We start from the raw sequence: 15110 nt of genomic DNA, 5'->3' as shown, positions 1-15110 counted from the left end.
ACTGAGCAACAGATCTCGAAGGAAACGAGGCACGATATGACCGGGCTCGGGGCGTCGATCTACGTGGGGTTCTTCGTGTTGGCCGCGCTGTGGCTGTTCTTGACTTCAGACGGCCCACTGATGCGCAGTTCGGATCGCGGCCAGCGTCCGGATCGTTCGAACTCGGCGAGCACCGCGGCCGGCTCGCAGAGGTCCATGCCGTGGCTGATCAGCCATTGGTCGCGGAAATAGGTCTCGTCGTAACGGTCCCCGCCGTCGGCCAGCAGTGTCACCACCGACCCTCGACACCCCGCCGCCACCATCTGCGCCAACAGAGCAAACGCGCCCCAGATGTTCGTGCCGGTCGACGGCCCGACCCGGCGCCCCAGGACCCGGCTGATGTGATGCGCCGCGGCCACCGACGCCGCATCGGGCACCGAAACCATCACATCCACCACGCCGGGCAGAAATGACGGCTCGACCCGCGGCCGCCCGATGCCTTCGATGCGCGACGAGGAATCGGTGACCACATCGGGATCCCCGCTGGAATAGGCCGGGAAGAACGCCGAGTTCTCCGGGTCCACCACGCACAACTTCGTCGCATGCCGTCGGTACCGGATGTATCGGCCGATGGTCGCGCTGGTGCCGCCGGTGCCCGCACCCACCACGATCCACTCCGGGATCGGATGCGCCTCAAGGGCCATCTGCTCGTAGATCGACTCGGCGATGTTGTTGTTGCCTCGCCAGTCGGTGGCGCGCTCGGCGTTGGTGAACTGGTCGAGGTAGTGCCCGCCCGTCTCATCGGCCAGCCGTTGCGCCTCGTCGTAGACCTGACCGGACTCGCTGACGAAATGGCAACGGCCCCCTTGGGATTGGATCAACGCGACCTTCGCCGCGCTGGTCGACTCGGGCACCACCGCAATGAACGGCAGGCCGAGCATGGCCGCGAAGTAGGCTTCCGAGACCGCCGTCGATCCCGACGACGCCTCGATCACGGTGGTGTCCTCGCCGATCCAGCCGTTGCACAACCCGTAGAGAAACAGAGACCGCGCCAGCCGGTGCTTGAGGCTGCCGGTGATGTGGGTGGTCTCGTCTTTGAGGTACAACGCTACATCGTGGTCGGCGGCCCAGACGGGCAGCGGATAGCGCAGCAGGTGGGTGTCAGCGCTGCGGCGGGCGTCGGCCTCGATCATCCGCACCGCATTGTCGACCCATTCGCGTGACGGTCGCCTACACCCCGCCGGGTTCACCGCGCCGATACGGTCGGGTGCGACTGACTGGCCGTCGACCCGGCGTCCGAACCGCCCGTCGGGGCGGCCACCAACGTCAGCAGCGTGGCCTCCGGGCGGCAGCAGAACCGCAACGGCGCGAACGGCGATGTCCCGATCCCCGCCGACACGTGCAGTTGGGTGCGCGCCCCCCACCGTGACGGGCCCTTGGCGCGCGACCGGTCCAGGTCGCAGTTGGTGACGATGGCGCCGTAGAACGGCACGCACAGCTGCCCGCCGTGCGTGTGGCCGGCCATCACCAGCTGGTAGCCGTCGGCGGCGAACCGATCCAGCACCCGGGGCTCCGGCGAGTGGGTCAGTCCCAGCGTCAGGTTCGCGGTCGGGTTGGCCGGACCGGCGATGGTCGCGTAGCGGTCCCGCGTCAGGTGCGGGTCGTCGACTCCGGCCGCAGCGATGTGCAGGCCGTTGACCTCGAACTCGCGTTTGGTGTGGGTCAGGTCCAACCAGCCGCGCTCGGTGAACGCCGCGCGCAGGTCCTGCCAGGGCAGCGGCTCACCGTGGATGCGGTGGCTGGGTTTGATCAGGTAGTTGGCCGGGTTCTTCAGCCGCGGTGCGAAGTAGTCGTTGCTGCCGAAGATGAATACTCCGGGCACAGCCAACAGGTCCCCGAGGGCCTGCACCACGGCCGGGACCGCCTTGGGATGGGCCAGGTTGTCCCCGGTGTTGACCACCAGATCCGGCTCCCACTGGGCCAGGTCGCGCAACCAGGCCTGCTTGCGGCGCTGCTGCGGGCGCATGTGGATATCGCTGAGATGCAACACCTTCAGCGGCGACGAGCCCGGAGACAGGACCGGCATCGTTGCCTGACGGACGACGAAGGCGTTGCGCTCGATCAACGAGGCGTAACCGATTCCCGCGACGAGCGTGCCCAGTGTTGCGGCCGCGGTGGTCTTGAGAGCAGGCATTGGCCCAGCTTACTGCCAGCGGCGCTCACCCACCGATCTCCCCGCTGATCAGCCCGGCGGTGGCGGTGGAGGCGGCGGCGGTCCCAGCACCGGCACGGTGATCGGTGGCAGGCCCGGGATCTCGATCACCTGCTGGCCGACCGGCGGGGGCGGCAACCCGGGGATCCCGGCCGGCGGTGGCGGTGGTGGCGGCGGCGGGGGGGCGATGCCGTTGGACACCTGGATCGTGATGATCGACCCCGGAATGGTCTGCCCGCTCGGCGACGTCCCGACGACGGTGCCCCGCGACGACGTGCTGTTCACCGGCGAGGACTGGTCGGCGACCTGGAATCCGGCATCGCGCAGCCGCTGACGGGCGGTGTCCTCGCGCAAGCCCGCGACACTGGGCACCCGCGACCCCGGCCCGCCCTCGACGTAACGGGAATCGGTGGGCGGCAACACGACCTCACCGAAATTGGTCGCGATCGGCTGCATCGCGCTGAACCAGGTACGCGCCGGCTCGTTGCCGCCGTACAGGTTGCCCGACCCGCACTGGCGCAGCGGGTATGAGCACAGCTCACTGGGTGCGGTGGAGTCGTCATAGATGTAGCTGGCCGCGGCGAGCTGGTTGGTGTATCCGAGAAACGCCGCCGACCGGTTGGATTCGGTAGTACCGGTTTTGCCCGCCGAGGGCAGGTTCCAGCCGACCGAGCCCGCCGCGCCGGCTGCGGTGCCGGCGCCACTGTCGTCCTTGCTCATCGCGTTGGTCAACGTGTTGGCCAGACCCTCGGGAACCGCCTGTTCGCAGGTTTCGGTGGTCACCGACACCTCTTCACCGTGGCGGTCGAAGACGGCCTCGATCGGGGTGGGCGGGCACCAGGTACCTCCCGATGCCAGCGTTGCGCCGACATTGGACAGTTCCAGCGCATTGACCTCGATCGGCCCCAGCGTGAACGAGCCGAGATTCTGCCGCTTGATGAAATCGGCGAGACTCTCGTTGCTCTCCGGGTCGTAATCGCGTGCCGTGCCGGGCAGCGCATAGGACCGCAGCCCCAGCCGCACCGCCATGTCGACGCTGCGCTGCACTCCCACCTGGGCGATCAGCTTCGCGAACGCGGTGTTGGGGGAGGTCGCCAACGCATCGGTGACATTCATCGAACCGCGGAAATTACCCGCGTTCTGCACACACCAGGTCGCCGGCGGGCACCCCCGCGCCCCGCCGCTGCCCAGGCCCTTGGCTTCGAAGCGGCCCGGGGCGTCGAGCTGGGCATTGATGCCCATACCCATCTCCATCGCAGCCGCGGTGGTGAAGATCTTGAACACTGAACCCGCCCCATTGCCGACCAGCGAGAACGGCTGGGGCTGCATGGTCTCCCCGGCGTCCAGGTTCAGCCCGTAGGTTCGATTGCTGGCCATCGCGAGCACCGGATGGGACTCCTTGCCCGGCCGGACCACGCTCATCACACTGGCCACCCCGCGCAGACTCGGGCTGGCGAGATTGTCGATCGCCGACTTCACCGAGGACTGCACGTCGGGATCCAGCGTCGTCTTGATCAGGTAGCCGCCCTTGGCCACCTGGTCCTTGCTCAGGCCGGCGCGTGCCAGGTAGTCCAGCGCGTAGTCACAGAAGAACGCGCGGTCACCGGCGGCGATGCAGCCCCGAGGCAGCTCCTTGGGCTGCGGCAGCACCCCGAGTGGCTGCAGTTTGGCCTCGCGAAGCTCGCCGGCGTATTCGGGCAGGTTGTCGATCATGGTGTCGAGCACCACGTTGCGGCGGGCCAACGCACCGTCGGGATTGGTGTACGGGTTCAGGGTGCTCGTCGACTGGACCATCCCGGCCAGTAGGGCCGCCTGCTGCCAGTTCAGCTCCGAAGCGTCGATGCCGAAGTAGGTCTGTGCGGCGTCCTGCACGCCGAACGCACCGTTACCGAACGACACCAGGTTCAGGTAGCGCGTCAGGATCTCCGGCTTGGTGAACGTCTTGTCCAGCGTCAGCGCCATCCGGATCTCCCGCAGCTTGCGCGCCGGGGTGGTCTCGATCGCTGCCCGCTTCTCGGCATCGGTCTGCGCGATCACCAACAGCTGATAGTTCTTGACGTACTGCTGCTCGATGGTCGAGCCGCCGCGGGTGTCGAGGTTTCCCGAGAGATATCCGGACAGGCCGGTCAGTGTGCCCTGCCAGTCGACGCCGTTGTGTTCGGCAAACCTCTTGTCTTCGATGGAGACGATCGCCAGCTTCATCGTGTTGGCGATCTGTTCACTGGGGATCTCGAACCGACGCTGCGAATACAGCCAGGCGATGACGTTGCCTCTCGCGTCGACCATGGTCGACACCTGTGGCACCTCGCCCTCGACCAGTTGGGCCGAGCCATTGGCCACCACGTCGGAAGCCCGGTTGGACATCAGCCCCACGCCACCGACGACGGGGAACATCAACGCGGCCGCGATGACGCTGGCCAGCAGGCAGCACCAGGCCAACTTGATGACCGTCACCATCTTCGGCGGTGGCGGTGTCGGCCGCGTCTCGGACTGCTCCGGCATGGGTACAGAGTAGCGACGCTGCCAAGTCCGCCACCGCGCGAGCAGCGACAACGCGTTGCGGCACCGCGTGCCAAATATGTGAATCGCACACTGTACCGGCACGACGGCACGGTCGTCCCAAAAAACTGGTCACGAACGTATTGCGCAAACCGCGCCTGACCACCTAAATTGAGCGCACAGTGCGATACAGGTCACACCCAGTACTCGCAGTGTGGCGTAGATCGCACCCCGTGATCGACGTCCGTGCTAATTCGTCTGCGTTGTCGGGGCGCGGCCAGAACGAAGGGGATCGCAGGTGTCAGTGACAAAGCCCGCCGTGCGCAAGGCCACCGTGAATCCGTCGGCTCAATCCACTCTCCATGGTGCCGAAGCTGAAGCCCGTATCGCGTGGGTGTCCCAGGCGCGGTGCCGGCAGACCGATCCCGATGAGCTCTTCGTTCGCGGCGCCGCCCAGCGCAAGGCCGCCGTCATCTGCCGGCACTGCCCGGTGATCGCCGAGTGCGGCGCCGACGCGTTGGACAACCGCGTGGAGTTCGGTGTCTGGGGCGGAATGACCGAACGCCAGCGGCGCGCCCTGCTCAAGCAACACCCAGACGTGGTGTCGTGGGCTGACTTCTTTGCCGCGCAGCGCAAGCACCGCAGCGCTGGCTAAGTCCAGCGAACCTCAGCGAACCTCAGCCGGCCTGCGCGGCCTCCCCGGTGATCTGATCGGCGATCGCGCGCAGCGCCTCCAGATCCGAGACGTCGAAGGGCAACGACGGGACTCCGACGATCGCCACGTGCGGGTTGGCGCCGGTGAACCGTGACAACAACCGAACCTCCCGTTTGGCCGTCGACGCCCGTTCCGCGTGAATGCGCAGCGCCGCCGCGGCCACCGAATCCGGATTCGTCTGCGTCAACGCCTCGGCCGCATCGGCGGCCTTCTGCGCGCCGAGATCGCACAGAGTCGGGTGGGTGCGGTTGAGGATCAACCCGGCCAGCGGCATGTGCTCGCTGGAGAGCCGGTCGACGAAGAACGACGCCTCCCGCAACGCATCCGGCTCGGCCGCCGACACCACCACGAACTGCGTGCCACGACGCTTGAGCAAGTCGTAGGTGCGATCGGCCTTCTCCCGGAACCCGCCGAACGTCGCATCCAGCGACTGCACGAACGACGCCGCATCCGAAAGCATCTGTGAGCCGAGGATGGTCGACATCCCCTTCATCGCCAGGCCCACCGCACCGGTGACCAGCCGGCCGAAGCCCCGGCCCGGGGCGAGCAGAAGTCGCCAGAGCCGACTGTCCATGAAGCTGCCCAGTCGTTTCGGGGCGTCCAGGAAGTCCAGCGCGTTGCGCGACGGCGGGGTGTCGACGACGACCAGATCCCACCGGTCCTCAGCCAGTAGTTGTCCCAGCTTCTCCATGGCCATGTATTCCTGCGTGCCCGCCAGCGAGGTCGCCACAGTCTGATAGAAGGTGTTCTCCAGGATGGCGTCGGCGCGGTCGGCGCCGGAGTACTGCACCACCATCTCGTCGAATGTGCGGCGCATGTCCAGCATCATCGCGTGCAGTTCGCCGGGAACCTCGGGCGCCAAGGGCACCCGCTGCGGAGTGTTGCCGAGGGTTTTGATGCCCAGTGCCTGTGCCAGCCGCTTTGCCGGGTCGATGGTCAGCACCACCACGGTGCGGCCGTACTCGGCGGCCCGCAGTGCCATCGCAGCGGCCGTGGTGGTTTTACCGACACCGCCCGCCCCGCAACACACCACGACGCGGTTGGATCGGTCTTGCAGAATCGAGGCCATGTCGAGGGCCGGTGGGGTGGTGCTCATCGATGTCCTCCGCTCACCGCACGCCCTGGCGGGCGAGCTCTTCGGCCAGTTCGTAGAGACTGCCCAGGTCCACGCCGTCGGACAGGGTCGGCAACTCCAGCCTCGGCACGTCGATCTCGTCCAGCTGTTCGGCGCTGTCGGTGCGTGCCGCGATCCGGGTCGCATGCTGAATGGTCTCGGTCAGCAGACCAGCAAAATCATTGTCCGACAACATGATTCCAGCTTTTTCGAGCTCTCCCCGGAGGGCGTCGGCGTCGACGTGACCATCGGCGGCCTGGGTCAGCGCGTCCGGGGGCAGATGCGCGGGAATGTTGCGATTGACGATGACGCTGCCGATCGGCAGGTTCATCTGACGCAATTCCTCGATGGCTTCGACCGTCTCCTGGATCGGCAACGCCTCCAGCAGCGTCACCAGATGCACCGCGGTCGCGTCGGAATGCAGAATCTTGACCACGCCCTCGGCCTGTGAATGCACCGGCCCGCCCTTGGCGATCTCCGACACCGCCTTGGTGACGTCGAGAAACCGGGCGATCCGCCCGGTCGGGGGCGCGTCGACCACCACGGCGTCGTACACGGCGTGCTTGGTGCGGTCCTTGTCGTTGCGGGTGACTATTTCCTTGATCTTGCCGGTCAACAGCACATCGCGAAGACCCGGCGCGATCGTCGTGGCGAACTCCACCGCACCGATGCGCCGCATCGCCCGGCCGGCCAGACCGAGGTTGTAGAACATGTCGAGGTATTCCAGGAATGCGGCCTCGGTGTCGATGGCCAGCGCATTGACCTGACCGCCGCCTTCGGCCGTGGCAATCTTGACCTCTTCGTACGGCAGCGGAGGAACGTCGAAAAGTTGCGCAATGCCTTGGCGCCCTTCAACTTCGACCAACAACACCTTGCGGCCGTTGGCGGCCAGGGCCAACGCCAGGGCTGCAGCAATCGTCGTCTTGCCTGTGCCGCCTTTGCCGGAAACGATGTGCAGGCGGGCTTTGGTCAGGCGAGACGGCCAGCCGGCCGCCCTGGGACCGGTCGTTGTCCCGTTCGGTGTGGTTGCCACCAGTGCATGCTAGCCAAGCCGGTGGTGGCGACCGATAGGCTCGGTGCCATGACCGATCAGGCCCGCTGGGAATACGCCACCGTCCCGTTGCTGACGCATGCGACCAAGCAGATCCTCGATCAGTGGGGGGAGGACGGCTGGGAACTCGTCTCGGTGCTGCCCGGACCGACCGGCGAGCAGCACGTCGCATACCTCAAACGGCCGAAGTGAGCCGCTGGTCGGCCCGGTTGGGCGAACTCGGCATCGCGCTGCCTGAGGTGGTGGCACCGCTGGCCGCCTACGTTCCGGCGGTCCAGACCGGCAACCTCGTCTACACCGCAGGTCAGCTGCCGCTGGTGGCGGGAAAGCTGCCCGTCACCGGCAAGGTCGGTGCCGAGGTCTCCACCGAGCAGGCCAAGGGCCTGGCCCGCCAGTGCGCGCTGAACGCGCTGGCAGCGGTGGATGCGCTGGTCGGTCTCGACAGCGTGGTGCGGGTGGTCAAGGTGGTCGGCTTCGTCTCCTCGGCGCCCGGCTTCAACGGCCAGCCCGGCGTCGTCAACGGCGCATCGGAACTGTTCGGTGAGGTCTTCGGGGACGCCGGGGCACACGCCCGCTCCGCGGTCGGAGTGTCGGAGTTGCCGCTCGACGCCCCGGTGGAAGTGGAGATCATCGTCGAGGTCGGCGGCTAGCAGTGCCGTGAGCGGTCTGGATCATCCCGCCTACGGCCTGCTGAGGCCGGTGACCGAGACCGCCTCGGTGCTGCTGTGCGAGAACCCGGGCCTGATGACCCTCGACGGCACCAACACCTGGGTGCTGCGCGGACCCCACAGCGACGAGATGGTGGTCGTCGACCCGGGACCCGACGACAAGGACGAACACATCGAGCGGCTCGCCGAGCTCGGCCCGATACCACTGGTGCTCATCAGCCACCGGCACGGCGACCACACCGGCGGCATCGACCGCATCGTGGAACTCACCGGCGCCGTCGTGCGGTCGGTGGGCAGCGGATTCCAGCGTGGCCTCGGCGGCCCGCTGACCGACGGCGAGGTGATCGATGCGGCGGGTCTGCAGATCACCGTGCTGGCCACTCCCGGCCACACCGCGGACTCGGTGTCGTTCCTGCTCGACGATGCCGTGCTGACCGCCGACACCATCCTGGGCCGGGGCACCGCCGTCATCGATTCCGAGGACGGCGACCTCGGGGACTACCTGGAATCGCTGCACCGGCTTGCCGGCCTGGGGCACCGGCGGGTCTTGCCGGGCCACGGACCCGAACTCGACGACGTCGTCGCGGTCAGCCAGAGCTACCTGAACCACCGCGACGAGCGGCTGAATCAAGTGCGCGCGGCCCTGGCCACGCTCGGCGATGACGCCGACGCCCGCGCGGTGGTCGAACACGTCTACACCGACGTCGACGAGAAACTGTGGGACGCCGCCGAATGGAGCGTGCAGGCCCAGCTGAACTACCTGCGGCAGAGCTAACGCGCTCGGCGCGCCAGGCGTTCGCTGTCGCTGATCAGCACACTCTTACCCTCCAAGCGGATCCATCCGCGGTGGGCGAAATCGGCCAACGCCTTGTTGACCGTCTCTCGGGAGGCGCCGACCAGCTGGGCGATCTCCTCCTGGGTCAGGTCATGGGTGACCCGCAGCGCGCCACCCTCCTGCGTGCCGAAGCGTTGAGCCAGCTGCAACAGCTGCTTGGCCACCCGGCCGGGCACGTCGGTGAAGATCAGGTCGGCGAGGTTGTTGTTGGTGCGGCGCAGGCGGCGAGCCAACACACGCAACAGCTGCTCGGCGATCTCGGGGCGGTCGGCGATCCAGGCGCGCAGCGCGTCGCGGTCCATCGACACAGCGCGCACCTCGGTGATGGTGGTGGCGCTCGACGTCCGCGGCCCCGGGTCGAAGATCGACAGCTCGCCGAACATGTCGGACGGACCCATGATGGTCAGCAGGTTCTCCCGACCGTCGGGGGAGCGGCGGCCGATCTTCACCTTGCCCGAAATGATGATGTACAGCCGGTCCCCGGGCTCACCCTCGGCGAACACGGTGTGTCCACGCGGAAAGTCGACGGGTTGCAGCTGCTTGGTCAGCGCGGAAACGGCGCTGGGTTCGACCCCTTGGAAGATTCCGGCCCTGGCCAGGATCTCGTCCACGTTGCCCCTCTTATAGGTGTTCGATGAATAGACATGCGCGAGCCGGCCTCTGGAAGCGATCGCGGGATCAGTCTAGAGGTACGGCGCCCGGTGACCAGCCCACGCTACACAGGATTGGCGTGCCGGGTCTGCTGAAATTCAGTATTGCCGCGATGATGGAAGTACTGCCGCGTGGGCAAACCAGATGCCGGTGTCACGGTGGAGAGTCCGCCGGTGGCCGAGTCCACCTCGCCGCGGCGCTGCGCCACGTTGTGCAATGCGCCGTCGATCCCGTCCCTGGCCAGCGCGTCGACGTCACCGGCCTCGGCGTTGTCCAGGAACTCGGCAACATCGGCCGCTGAGAACGTGTCCCGACGCAGGCCGGCCTCAAGGCGCTCGAGACCGAAGGTCGCCAGCATCAGCAACCCGGGAATCAGCGCGACGAGCAACCACGACACACCGCAGAAGTAAACACGCTCAAGGTCTCAGCAGGATCACGAAAAGCCCTCGTTAAGGAGTGATCCTCGGCTCGGCGAGTCGGGGCGACTGCGTACCCTGGCCTGGTGAGCGTGCGGGCGTCGAGCAGGAAATGGGACCGGGAGACCCCACTGGGTCTGGTCCGGCGTGCCCGCCGGATGAATCGGACGCTCGCGCAGGCGTTTCCGCACGTGTACTGCGAACTGGACTTCACTGACCCGCTGGAACTGACGGTGGCCACCATCCTGTCGGCGCAGAGCACCGACAAGCGGGTCAACCTGACCACGCCCGCGCTGTTCGCCAAATACCGCACTGCGCTCGACTATGCGCAGGCCGACCGCACCGAGCTCGAAGAACTCATCCGGCCCACCGGGTTCTTCCGCAACAAGGCCAACTCACTGATCGGGCTGGGACAGGAACTCGTCGAACGGTTCGACGGCGAGGTCCCCAGGACCCTCGACGAGCTCGTCACCCTGCCCGGGGTGGGCCGCAAGACGGCCAACGTCATCCTCGGCAACGCGTTCGACATCCCCGGTATCACCGTCGACACCCATTTCGGCCGGTTGGTCCGACGGTGGCGCTGGACCGCCGAGGAGGACCCGGTCAAGGTCGAGCACGCTGTCGGTGAGCTCATCGAGCGTTCCGAGTGGACGCTGCTCAGCCACCGGGTGATTTTTCACGGCCGCCGGGTGTGTCACGCCCGTAAGCCGGCCTGCGGGGTGTGTGTGCTGGCCAAGGACTGCCCGTCATTCGGCGCCGGACCGACCGATCCGCTGGTGGCCGCGCCACTGGTGAAGGGACCCGAGACCGAGCATCTGCTGGCACTGGCCGGGCTCTGACGGGCGGTCATGAGTACGTCTGTTCGATGGAGTGTGATCGCGCTGGTTGTCGTCGTGGCGCTGGCCGCGGCGCTGTGGGGCGAACTCGGCAATGACCGCGACGGCGGCACCGCGTCCTCGGACTCGGTTTCCGCGCGCGACCGGCGCGACGCCGACACCCCCGAGGCACTGGCCGGACCGCGGGCCCGCGCCGACCTGGCACCGTGTCCGGCACCCGAGGGCGGGCCCGGACCGGAAGCGTTGCGCGGTGTGTTCCTCGAGTGCGCCGGGGACGGCTCCCGGGTCGACGTCGCCGCCGCGCTGTCGGGCCGCCCGGCCGTGCTGAACCTGTGGGCCTACTGGTGTGGCCCGTGCGCCGACGAGCTGCCCGCGATGGCCGAGTTCCAGCGGCGTGTCGGGTCCGCGATCACCGTGCTGACCGTGCACCAGGACGAAAACGAGCAGGCCGCGCTGCTGCGGCTGGCCGAACTCGGGGTGCACTTGCCGACCCTGCAGGACGGCCGGCGCACGATCGCAGCGGCTCTGCGTGTGCCCAACGTCATGCCCGCGACGGTTGTGCTGCGCGCAGACGGTAGCGTGGCCGAAATTCTGCCTCGGTCATTTGCGACCGCTGACGAAATCGCCGAAGCGGTTCAGCCGACGATCGGAGTGGCTTGAGGATGGCCCCGGGAGCTGGGACGTGAGCTGGGAAGACCGGCCAGAAAACGATGCCGGCGAACTGATCGCGGACGCGACTCCGGGGTGGCTTGCGCCGCTGGTCGACCGTCCGCACGCGGTGCGCAACGCCTACCGGCGCCGGGTGCCGGCCGAGGTGCTGGCGGCGCTGACCGCCGCCAACGCCACCGCGGCGGTCACCGGCGTCCGCCGCGACGCCGCCGTGCTGGTCCTGTTTTCCGGACCGGCCGACGGCCCGGCCGGCCACTTGCCCGTCGATGCCGACCTGTTGGTGACCGTCCGGGCCTCGACGCTGCGCCATCACGCCGGACAGGCCGCATTTCCCGGCGGAGCCGCCGACCCCGAGGACCGCAGCCCCGTCCACACCGCGCTGCGGGAGGCGACCGAGGAGACCGGACTGGACGCCACCCGGCTGCAACCGCTGGCCACACTGGAGAAGATGTTCATCCCACCCTCGGGTTTCCACGTCGTCCCGGTGTTGGCCTACTCGCCCGATCCGGGGCCCGTCGCCGTCGTCGACGAGTCCGAGACGGCGCTGGTGTCCCGGGTCCCGGTGCGGGCTTTCGTCAACCCGGAGAACCGAATCATGGTGTATCGCAAGGAAAACACTCGACGCTCCGCGGGCCCGGCATTCTTGCTCAACCAGATGGTGGTGTGGGGATTCACCGGCCAGGTCATCTCGGCGATGCTCGATGTCGCCGGCTGGGCCACCGAGTGGGACACCGACAACGTCTACGAACTCGACGAGGCAATGAGGCTCTTGGACACCGACGGCAGCTACGGTGAAGCGCAACGATGACCGCGTCACAGTGGCTGGACATAGCCATCCTCGCCGTAGCGCTCATTGCCGCCGTGTCCGGCTGGCGATCAGGGGCGCCGGGTTCCCTGCTGGCCTTGATCGGGGTCGCGCTCGGCGCGGTGGCCGGTGTGCTGCTGGCCCCACACGTCGTCGACCACATCGACGGTCCGCGCACCAAGCTGTTCGTCACCCTCTTCCTGATCCTGACCCTGGTGGTGATCGGCGAGATCGCCGGCGTGGTGCTCGGGCGGGCGGTGCGCGGCGCGATCCGCAACCCCGCGCTGCGGGTGGCCGATTCGGTGGTCGGCGTAGCGGTGCAACTGGTGTTGGTATTGACCGCCGCATGGCTGCTGGGCACCGCGCTGATGTCCTCGCCGCAACCCAACCTCGCCGCGGCGGTGCGCGACTCCCGGGTCATCGCCGAGGTCGACCAGGTCGCCCCCGACTGGTTGCGCTCGGTTCCCGACCGGCTGTCGTCGCTGTGGGCCACCGCGGGCCTGCACGACGTTCTCAAGCCGTTCGGGCCGACCCCGGTGGTCGCGGTCGACGAACCCGACCAGTCGCTGAAGGAGTCCGCGGTGGTCGGCATGACCCGGTCCAGTGTGGTGAAGGTCCAAGGGGTGGCCAACAGTTGCCAGAAGATGCTGGAGGGCACCGGTTTCGTGGTATCGCCCAACCGGGTGATGTCCAACGCACATGTGGTCGCCGGCTCGGACACCGTGACCGTGGAAGTCGACGGTCAGACCTACGACGCGACGGTGGTGTCCTACGACCCGGATGCCGACATCTCGATCCTCAACGTGCCTGACCTGCCCTCGGCCCCGCTGCAGTTCGCCGACGACGAAGCGCCGTCGGGAACCGACGGCATCGTGATGGGCTACCCGGGCGGCGGAGACTTCGTGGCGACGCCGGCCCGGGTGCGCGAGACCATCGAGCTCAACGGCCCCGACATCTACCGCACCAAGACGGTGACCCGCGAGGTGTACACCATTCGCGGCGAAGTCGCGCAGGGCAACTCCGGGGGGCCGATGATCAACCGCGGCGGCAAGGTGCTCGGGGTGGTCTTCGGCGCCGCCGTCGAGGACAAGGACACCGGCTTCGTGCTGACCGCCGAGGAGGTGTCCCGGCAGATGGCCAGGGTGGGCAACGTCGACCCGGTACCGACAGGTACCTGCATCAACGCGGGCTGATCAGTAGATCTGCCGCAGGAAACGTGACAGCTGCGCGTTGACCGCACCCGGTGCTTCCTCGTGGGCGAAGTGCCCGGCGCCGCCGATCGAGACGTATCTGCCGTGTGGGGCGTAATCGCGGGTGCGGTCCACCGGGTCGGCCAGCACATAGGGGTCGGACTCGCCACGCAGATGCAGGACCGGAACCGAGATCGGGCGCTTCATCGAGCGCATGAACCGCCGGCCCTCGCCGCGCAGCTGGCTGCGCACCGCCCAGCGCTGATACTCCAGCGCCGAATGCGCCGCCGACGGGATCTGGATCGCGCGCCGCAGCTGGCCCATGGTGTGCGAGAAATCCTCGGTCTGCTGCCACGCGGCACCGGCGCGACTACGCACCAGCCGCTCCACCTCGGTGGCGTCGGCGCGGGTGAGCACATGCTCGGGCCAGCGCGGCACCTGGTAACGCAGCATCCACGGCAGCAGGGCGCCGCCCTGGTCGCGGCGCCGCAACGCCGAGGCCCGCAATGCCGCCGGATGCGGTGAGCTGACCACCGCGATCGCATGCACCGCGCGCGGATGCAACACCGCGGTGGCCCAACACACCAGACCACCGTCGGCGTGGCCCACCAGCGTGGCCGAGTTGTGCCCCAGCGCCCGCACCAGTCCCGCGGTGTCGCCGGCCAGCGTCCACCCGTCGTAGCCGCGGGGTGGTTTGTCGCTGCTGCCGTACCCGCGCAGGTCCACCGCGACCACCCGGGCGCCGGACAACCCGCGCAGCTGATGGCGCCACGACCACCAGAACGAGGCGAAGCCGTGCAGCAGGATGACCAGCGGCCGGTCGGTCAACGGTCGCGAACCGTCCAGCGCCCCGGAGGAACCCTCGGCTTCGACGACGTGGAACCGAATGCCGTTGGCGTGCACATCGAGATGTCGCCACGGCCCGTCGATACGTACGACCGACGGATCGGGTCGGCCCATTACCAGCCGGACGGGTCGGCCGTCGCCTGCTTACCGTCGGTCGTCGCGACGGCCCTCTTGTCCGCGCCCGGGGTCAGCGCCTCGGGCAATTCCTTGACCGACTCGATGGTCTTCTGGGGGCCCCGGATGCGGCGCACCTTCAGATAACCGAACAGCGCGAGCAGGCAGGTGACGACCACCATGATGCCGAACACGATCAGGAACGCCGCCCACCGCCACAGCCACTGGTCGAGGAGTTCGGCGAGGAAGAAGAACAGGAAGAACGTCGAGTAGAACAACACGACCAACGCGGCGATGAAGAAGACGCTGCCGGTCAAGCCCTTCTTCACATCCCGGGTGATCTCCGCCTTGGCCAGCTCGACCTCGGCGCGCACCAGCGTCGACACCTGGGCGGTGGCGTCCTTGACCAGATCGCCGATCGACGGGTCGGGCTTGGGTGCGTGCGGGTCCACCAGCGGTATCGACGTCACGGTGTTCGGCACGCCGTTCTTGCGATCGCTCACGCAATCA

Annotated in this window: 17 protein-coding genes; 8 read left to right on the top strand and 9 right to left on the bottom strand. The window is 67.9% G+C overall.

Features of this window, described 5'->3' with window-relative positions; all coding sequences use genetic code 11:
- Nucleotides 1-59: 59 nt before the first annotated feature.
- From KXD98_RS23970 to ponA2, 3 genes are read right to left on the bottom strand one after another with little or no spacing between them, the layout of a single operon-like run.
- The gene (locus KXD98_RS23970) at nt 60-1172 is read right to left on the bottom strand and encodes a PLP-dependent cysteine synthase family protein (protein WP_313901253.1); all 1113 of its coding nucleotides are present in this window, start codon (nt 1170-1172) and stop codon (nt 60-62) included.
- Between the two features lie 53 nt (nt 1173-1225).
- Nucleotides 1226-2173, bottom strand: a complete 948-nt coding sequence (locus tag KXD98_RS23965) for a metallophosphoesterase (protein ID WP_260760808.1) — start codon at nt 2171-2173, stop codon at nt 1226-1228.
- 48 nt (nt 2174-2221) lie between these two features.
- Nucleotides 2222-4693, bottom strand: coding sequence for a transglycosylase/D,D-transpeptidase PonA2 (gene ponA2, locus KXD98_RS23960; RefSeq protein ID WP_260760807.1), 2472 nt, complete (start codon nt 4691-4693; stop codon nt 2222-2224).
- A 295-nt stretch (nt 4694-4988) separates the two neighbouring features.
- Between ponA2 and KXD98_RS23955 the strand changes: the two genes are divergently transcribed.
- Entirely contained in the window at nt 4989-5345 is a 357-nt protein-coding gene (locus tag KXD98_RS23955; RefSeq protein WP_260760806.1) for a WhiB family transcriptional regulator, read from the top strand.
- A gap of 22 nt (nt 5346-5367) precedes the next feature.
- Here the strand turns inward: KXD98_RS23955 and KXD98_RS23950 are convergent, their stop codons facing one another.
- A complete protein-coding gene (locus KXD98_RS23950; RefSeq protein ID WP_260760805.1) occupies nt 5368-6501 on the bottom strand; it encodes an ArsA family ATPase in 1134 nt (377 codons plus the stop codon).
- A 13-nt stretch (nt 6502-6514) separates the two neighbouring features.
- Nucleotides 6515-7552 carry an ArsA family ATPase gene (locus tag KXD98_RS23945; protein WP_396881951.1) on the bottom strand — a complete coding sequence of 346 codons (1038 nt, stop codon included), beginning with the start codon at nt 7550-7552 and terminating at the stop codon, nt 6515-6517.
- Nucleotides 7553-7600: 48 nt separating this feature from the next.
- Here KXD98_RS23945 and KXD98_RS23940 point away from each other — a divergent pair, with 48 nt between their 5' ends.
- The 3 genes from KXD98_RS23940 to KXD98_RS23930 are packed head-to-tail and all read left to right on the top strand — an operon-like array spanning nt 7601 to nt 9013.
- Nucleotides 7601-7762: a DUF4177 domain-containing protein gene (locus KXD98_RS23940; RefSeq protein ID WP_260760804.1), complete on the top strand. Its 162-nt coding sequence runs from the start codon at nt 7601-7603 to the stop codon at nt 7760-7762.
- Complete coding sequence (locus KXD98_RS23935) at nt 7759-8220, top strand: RidA family protein (protein WP_260760803.1); 462 nt, start codon at nt 7759-7761, stop codon at nt 8218-8220. The genes KXD98_RS23940 and KXD98_RS23935 overlap by 4 nt, the downstream gene beginning before the upstream one ends.
- Nucleotides 8221-8227: 7 nt before the next feature.
- Nucleotides 8228-9013 (top strand): MBL fold metallo-hydrolase, encoded by a 786-nt coding sequence (locus tag KXD98_RS23930; RefSeq protein WP_396881950.1) that lies wholly within the window; start codon nt 8228-8230, stop codon nt 9011-9013.
- On the opposite strand, the gene crp is transcribed toward KXD98_RS23930, so the two are convergent.
- On the bottom strand, nt 9010-9684 hold the full coding sequence (crp, locus tag KXD98_RS23925; RefSeq protein WP_005138643.1) for a cAMP-activated global transcriptional regulator CRP: 675 nt from the start codon (nt 9682-9684) through the stop codon (nt 9010-9012). The two genes, KXD98_RS23930 and crp, sit on opposite strands and share 4 nt — an antisense overlap.
- Nucleotides 9685-9788: 104 nt before the next feature.
- Entirely contained in the window at nt 9789-10082 is a 294-nt protein-coding gene (locus KXD98_RS23920; RefSeq protein WP_396883283.1) for a hypothetical protein, read from the bottom strand.
- 216 nt (nt 10083-10298) lie between these two features.
- Between KXD98_RS23920 and nth the strand changes: the two genes are divergently transcribed.
- Genes nth through marP form a run of 4 tightly spaced genes read left to right on the top strand, consistent with a single transcriptional unit; the run spans nt 10299 to nt 13643 of the window.
- Nucleotides 10299-10979 carry an endonuclease III gene (nth, locus tag KXD98_RS23915; RefSeq protein ID WP_260765385.1) on the top strand — a complete coding sequence of 227 codons (681 nt, stop codon included), beginning with the start codon at nt 10299-10301 and terminating at the stop codon, nt 10977-10979.
- 9 nt (nt 10980-10988) lie between these two features.
- Nucleotides 10989-11636, top strand: coding sequence for a TlpA disulfide reductase family protein (locus KXD98_RS23910; RefSeq protein WP_260760801.1), 648 nt, complete (start codon nt 10989-10991; stop codon nt 11634-11636).
- A gap of 22 nt (nt 11637-11658) precedes the next feature.
- Nucleotides 11659-12453 carry a CoA pyrophosphatase gene (locus KXD98_RS23905; protein ID WP_396881947.1) on the top strand — a complete coding sequence of 265 codons (795 nt, stop codon included), beginning with the start codon at nt 11659-11661 and terminating at the stop codon, nt 12451-12453.
- A complete protein-coding gene (gene marP / locus KXD98_RS23900; protein ID WP_260760800.1) occupies nt 12450-13643 on the top strand; it encodes an acid resistance serine protease MarP in 1194 nt (397 codons plus the stop codon). Before KXD98_RS23905 ends, marP begins: the two co-directional genes overlap by 4 nt.
- On the opposite strand, the gene KXD98_RS23895 is transcribed toward marP, so the two are convergent.
- Nucleotides 13644-14600 carry an alpha/beta fold hydrolase gene (locus tag KXD98_RS23895; protein ID WP_260760799.1) on the bottom strand — a complete coding sequence of 319 codons (957 nt, stop codon included), beginning with the start codon at nt 14598-14600 and terminating at the stop codon, nt 13644-13646. It abuts the gene before it with no gap.
- Nucleotides 14600-15103: a phage holin family protein gene (locus tag KXD98_RS23890; protein ID WP_260760798.1), complete on the bottom strand. Its 504-nt coding sequence runs from the start codon at nt 15101-15103 to the stop codon at nt 14600-14602. The genes KXD98_RS23895 and KXD98_RS23890 overlap by 1 nt, the downstream gene beginning before the upstream one ends.
- Between the last annotated feature and the right edge of the window lie 7 nt (nt 15104-15110).

It is taken from the genome of Mycobacterium sp. SMC-4, assembly GCF_025263265.1.
GTDB lineage: Bacteria > Actinomycetota > Actinomycetes > Mycobacteriales > Mycobacteriaceae > Mycobacterium.
Note: the sequence above shows the minus strand (reverse complement) of the source record. Positions and strands in the feature narration are given on the sequence as shown.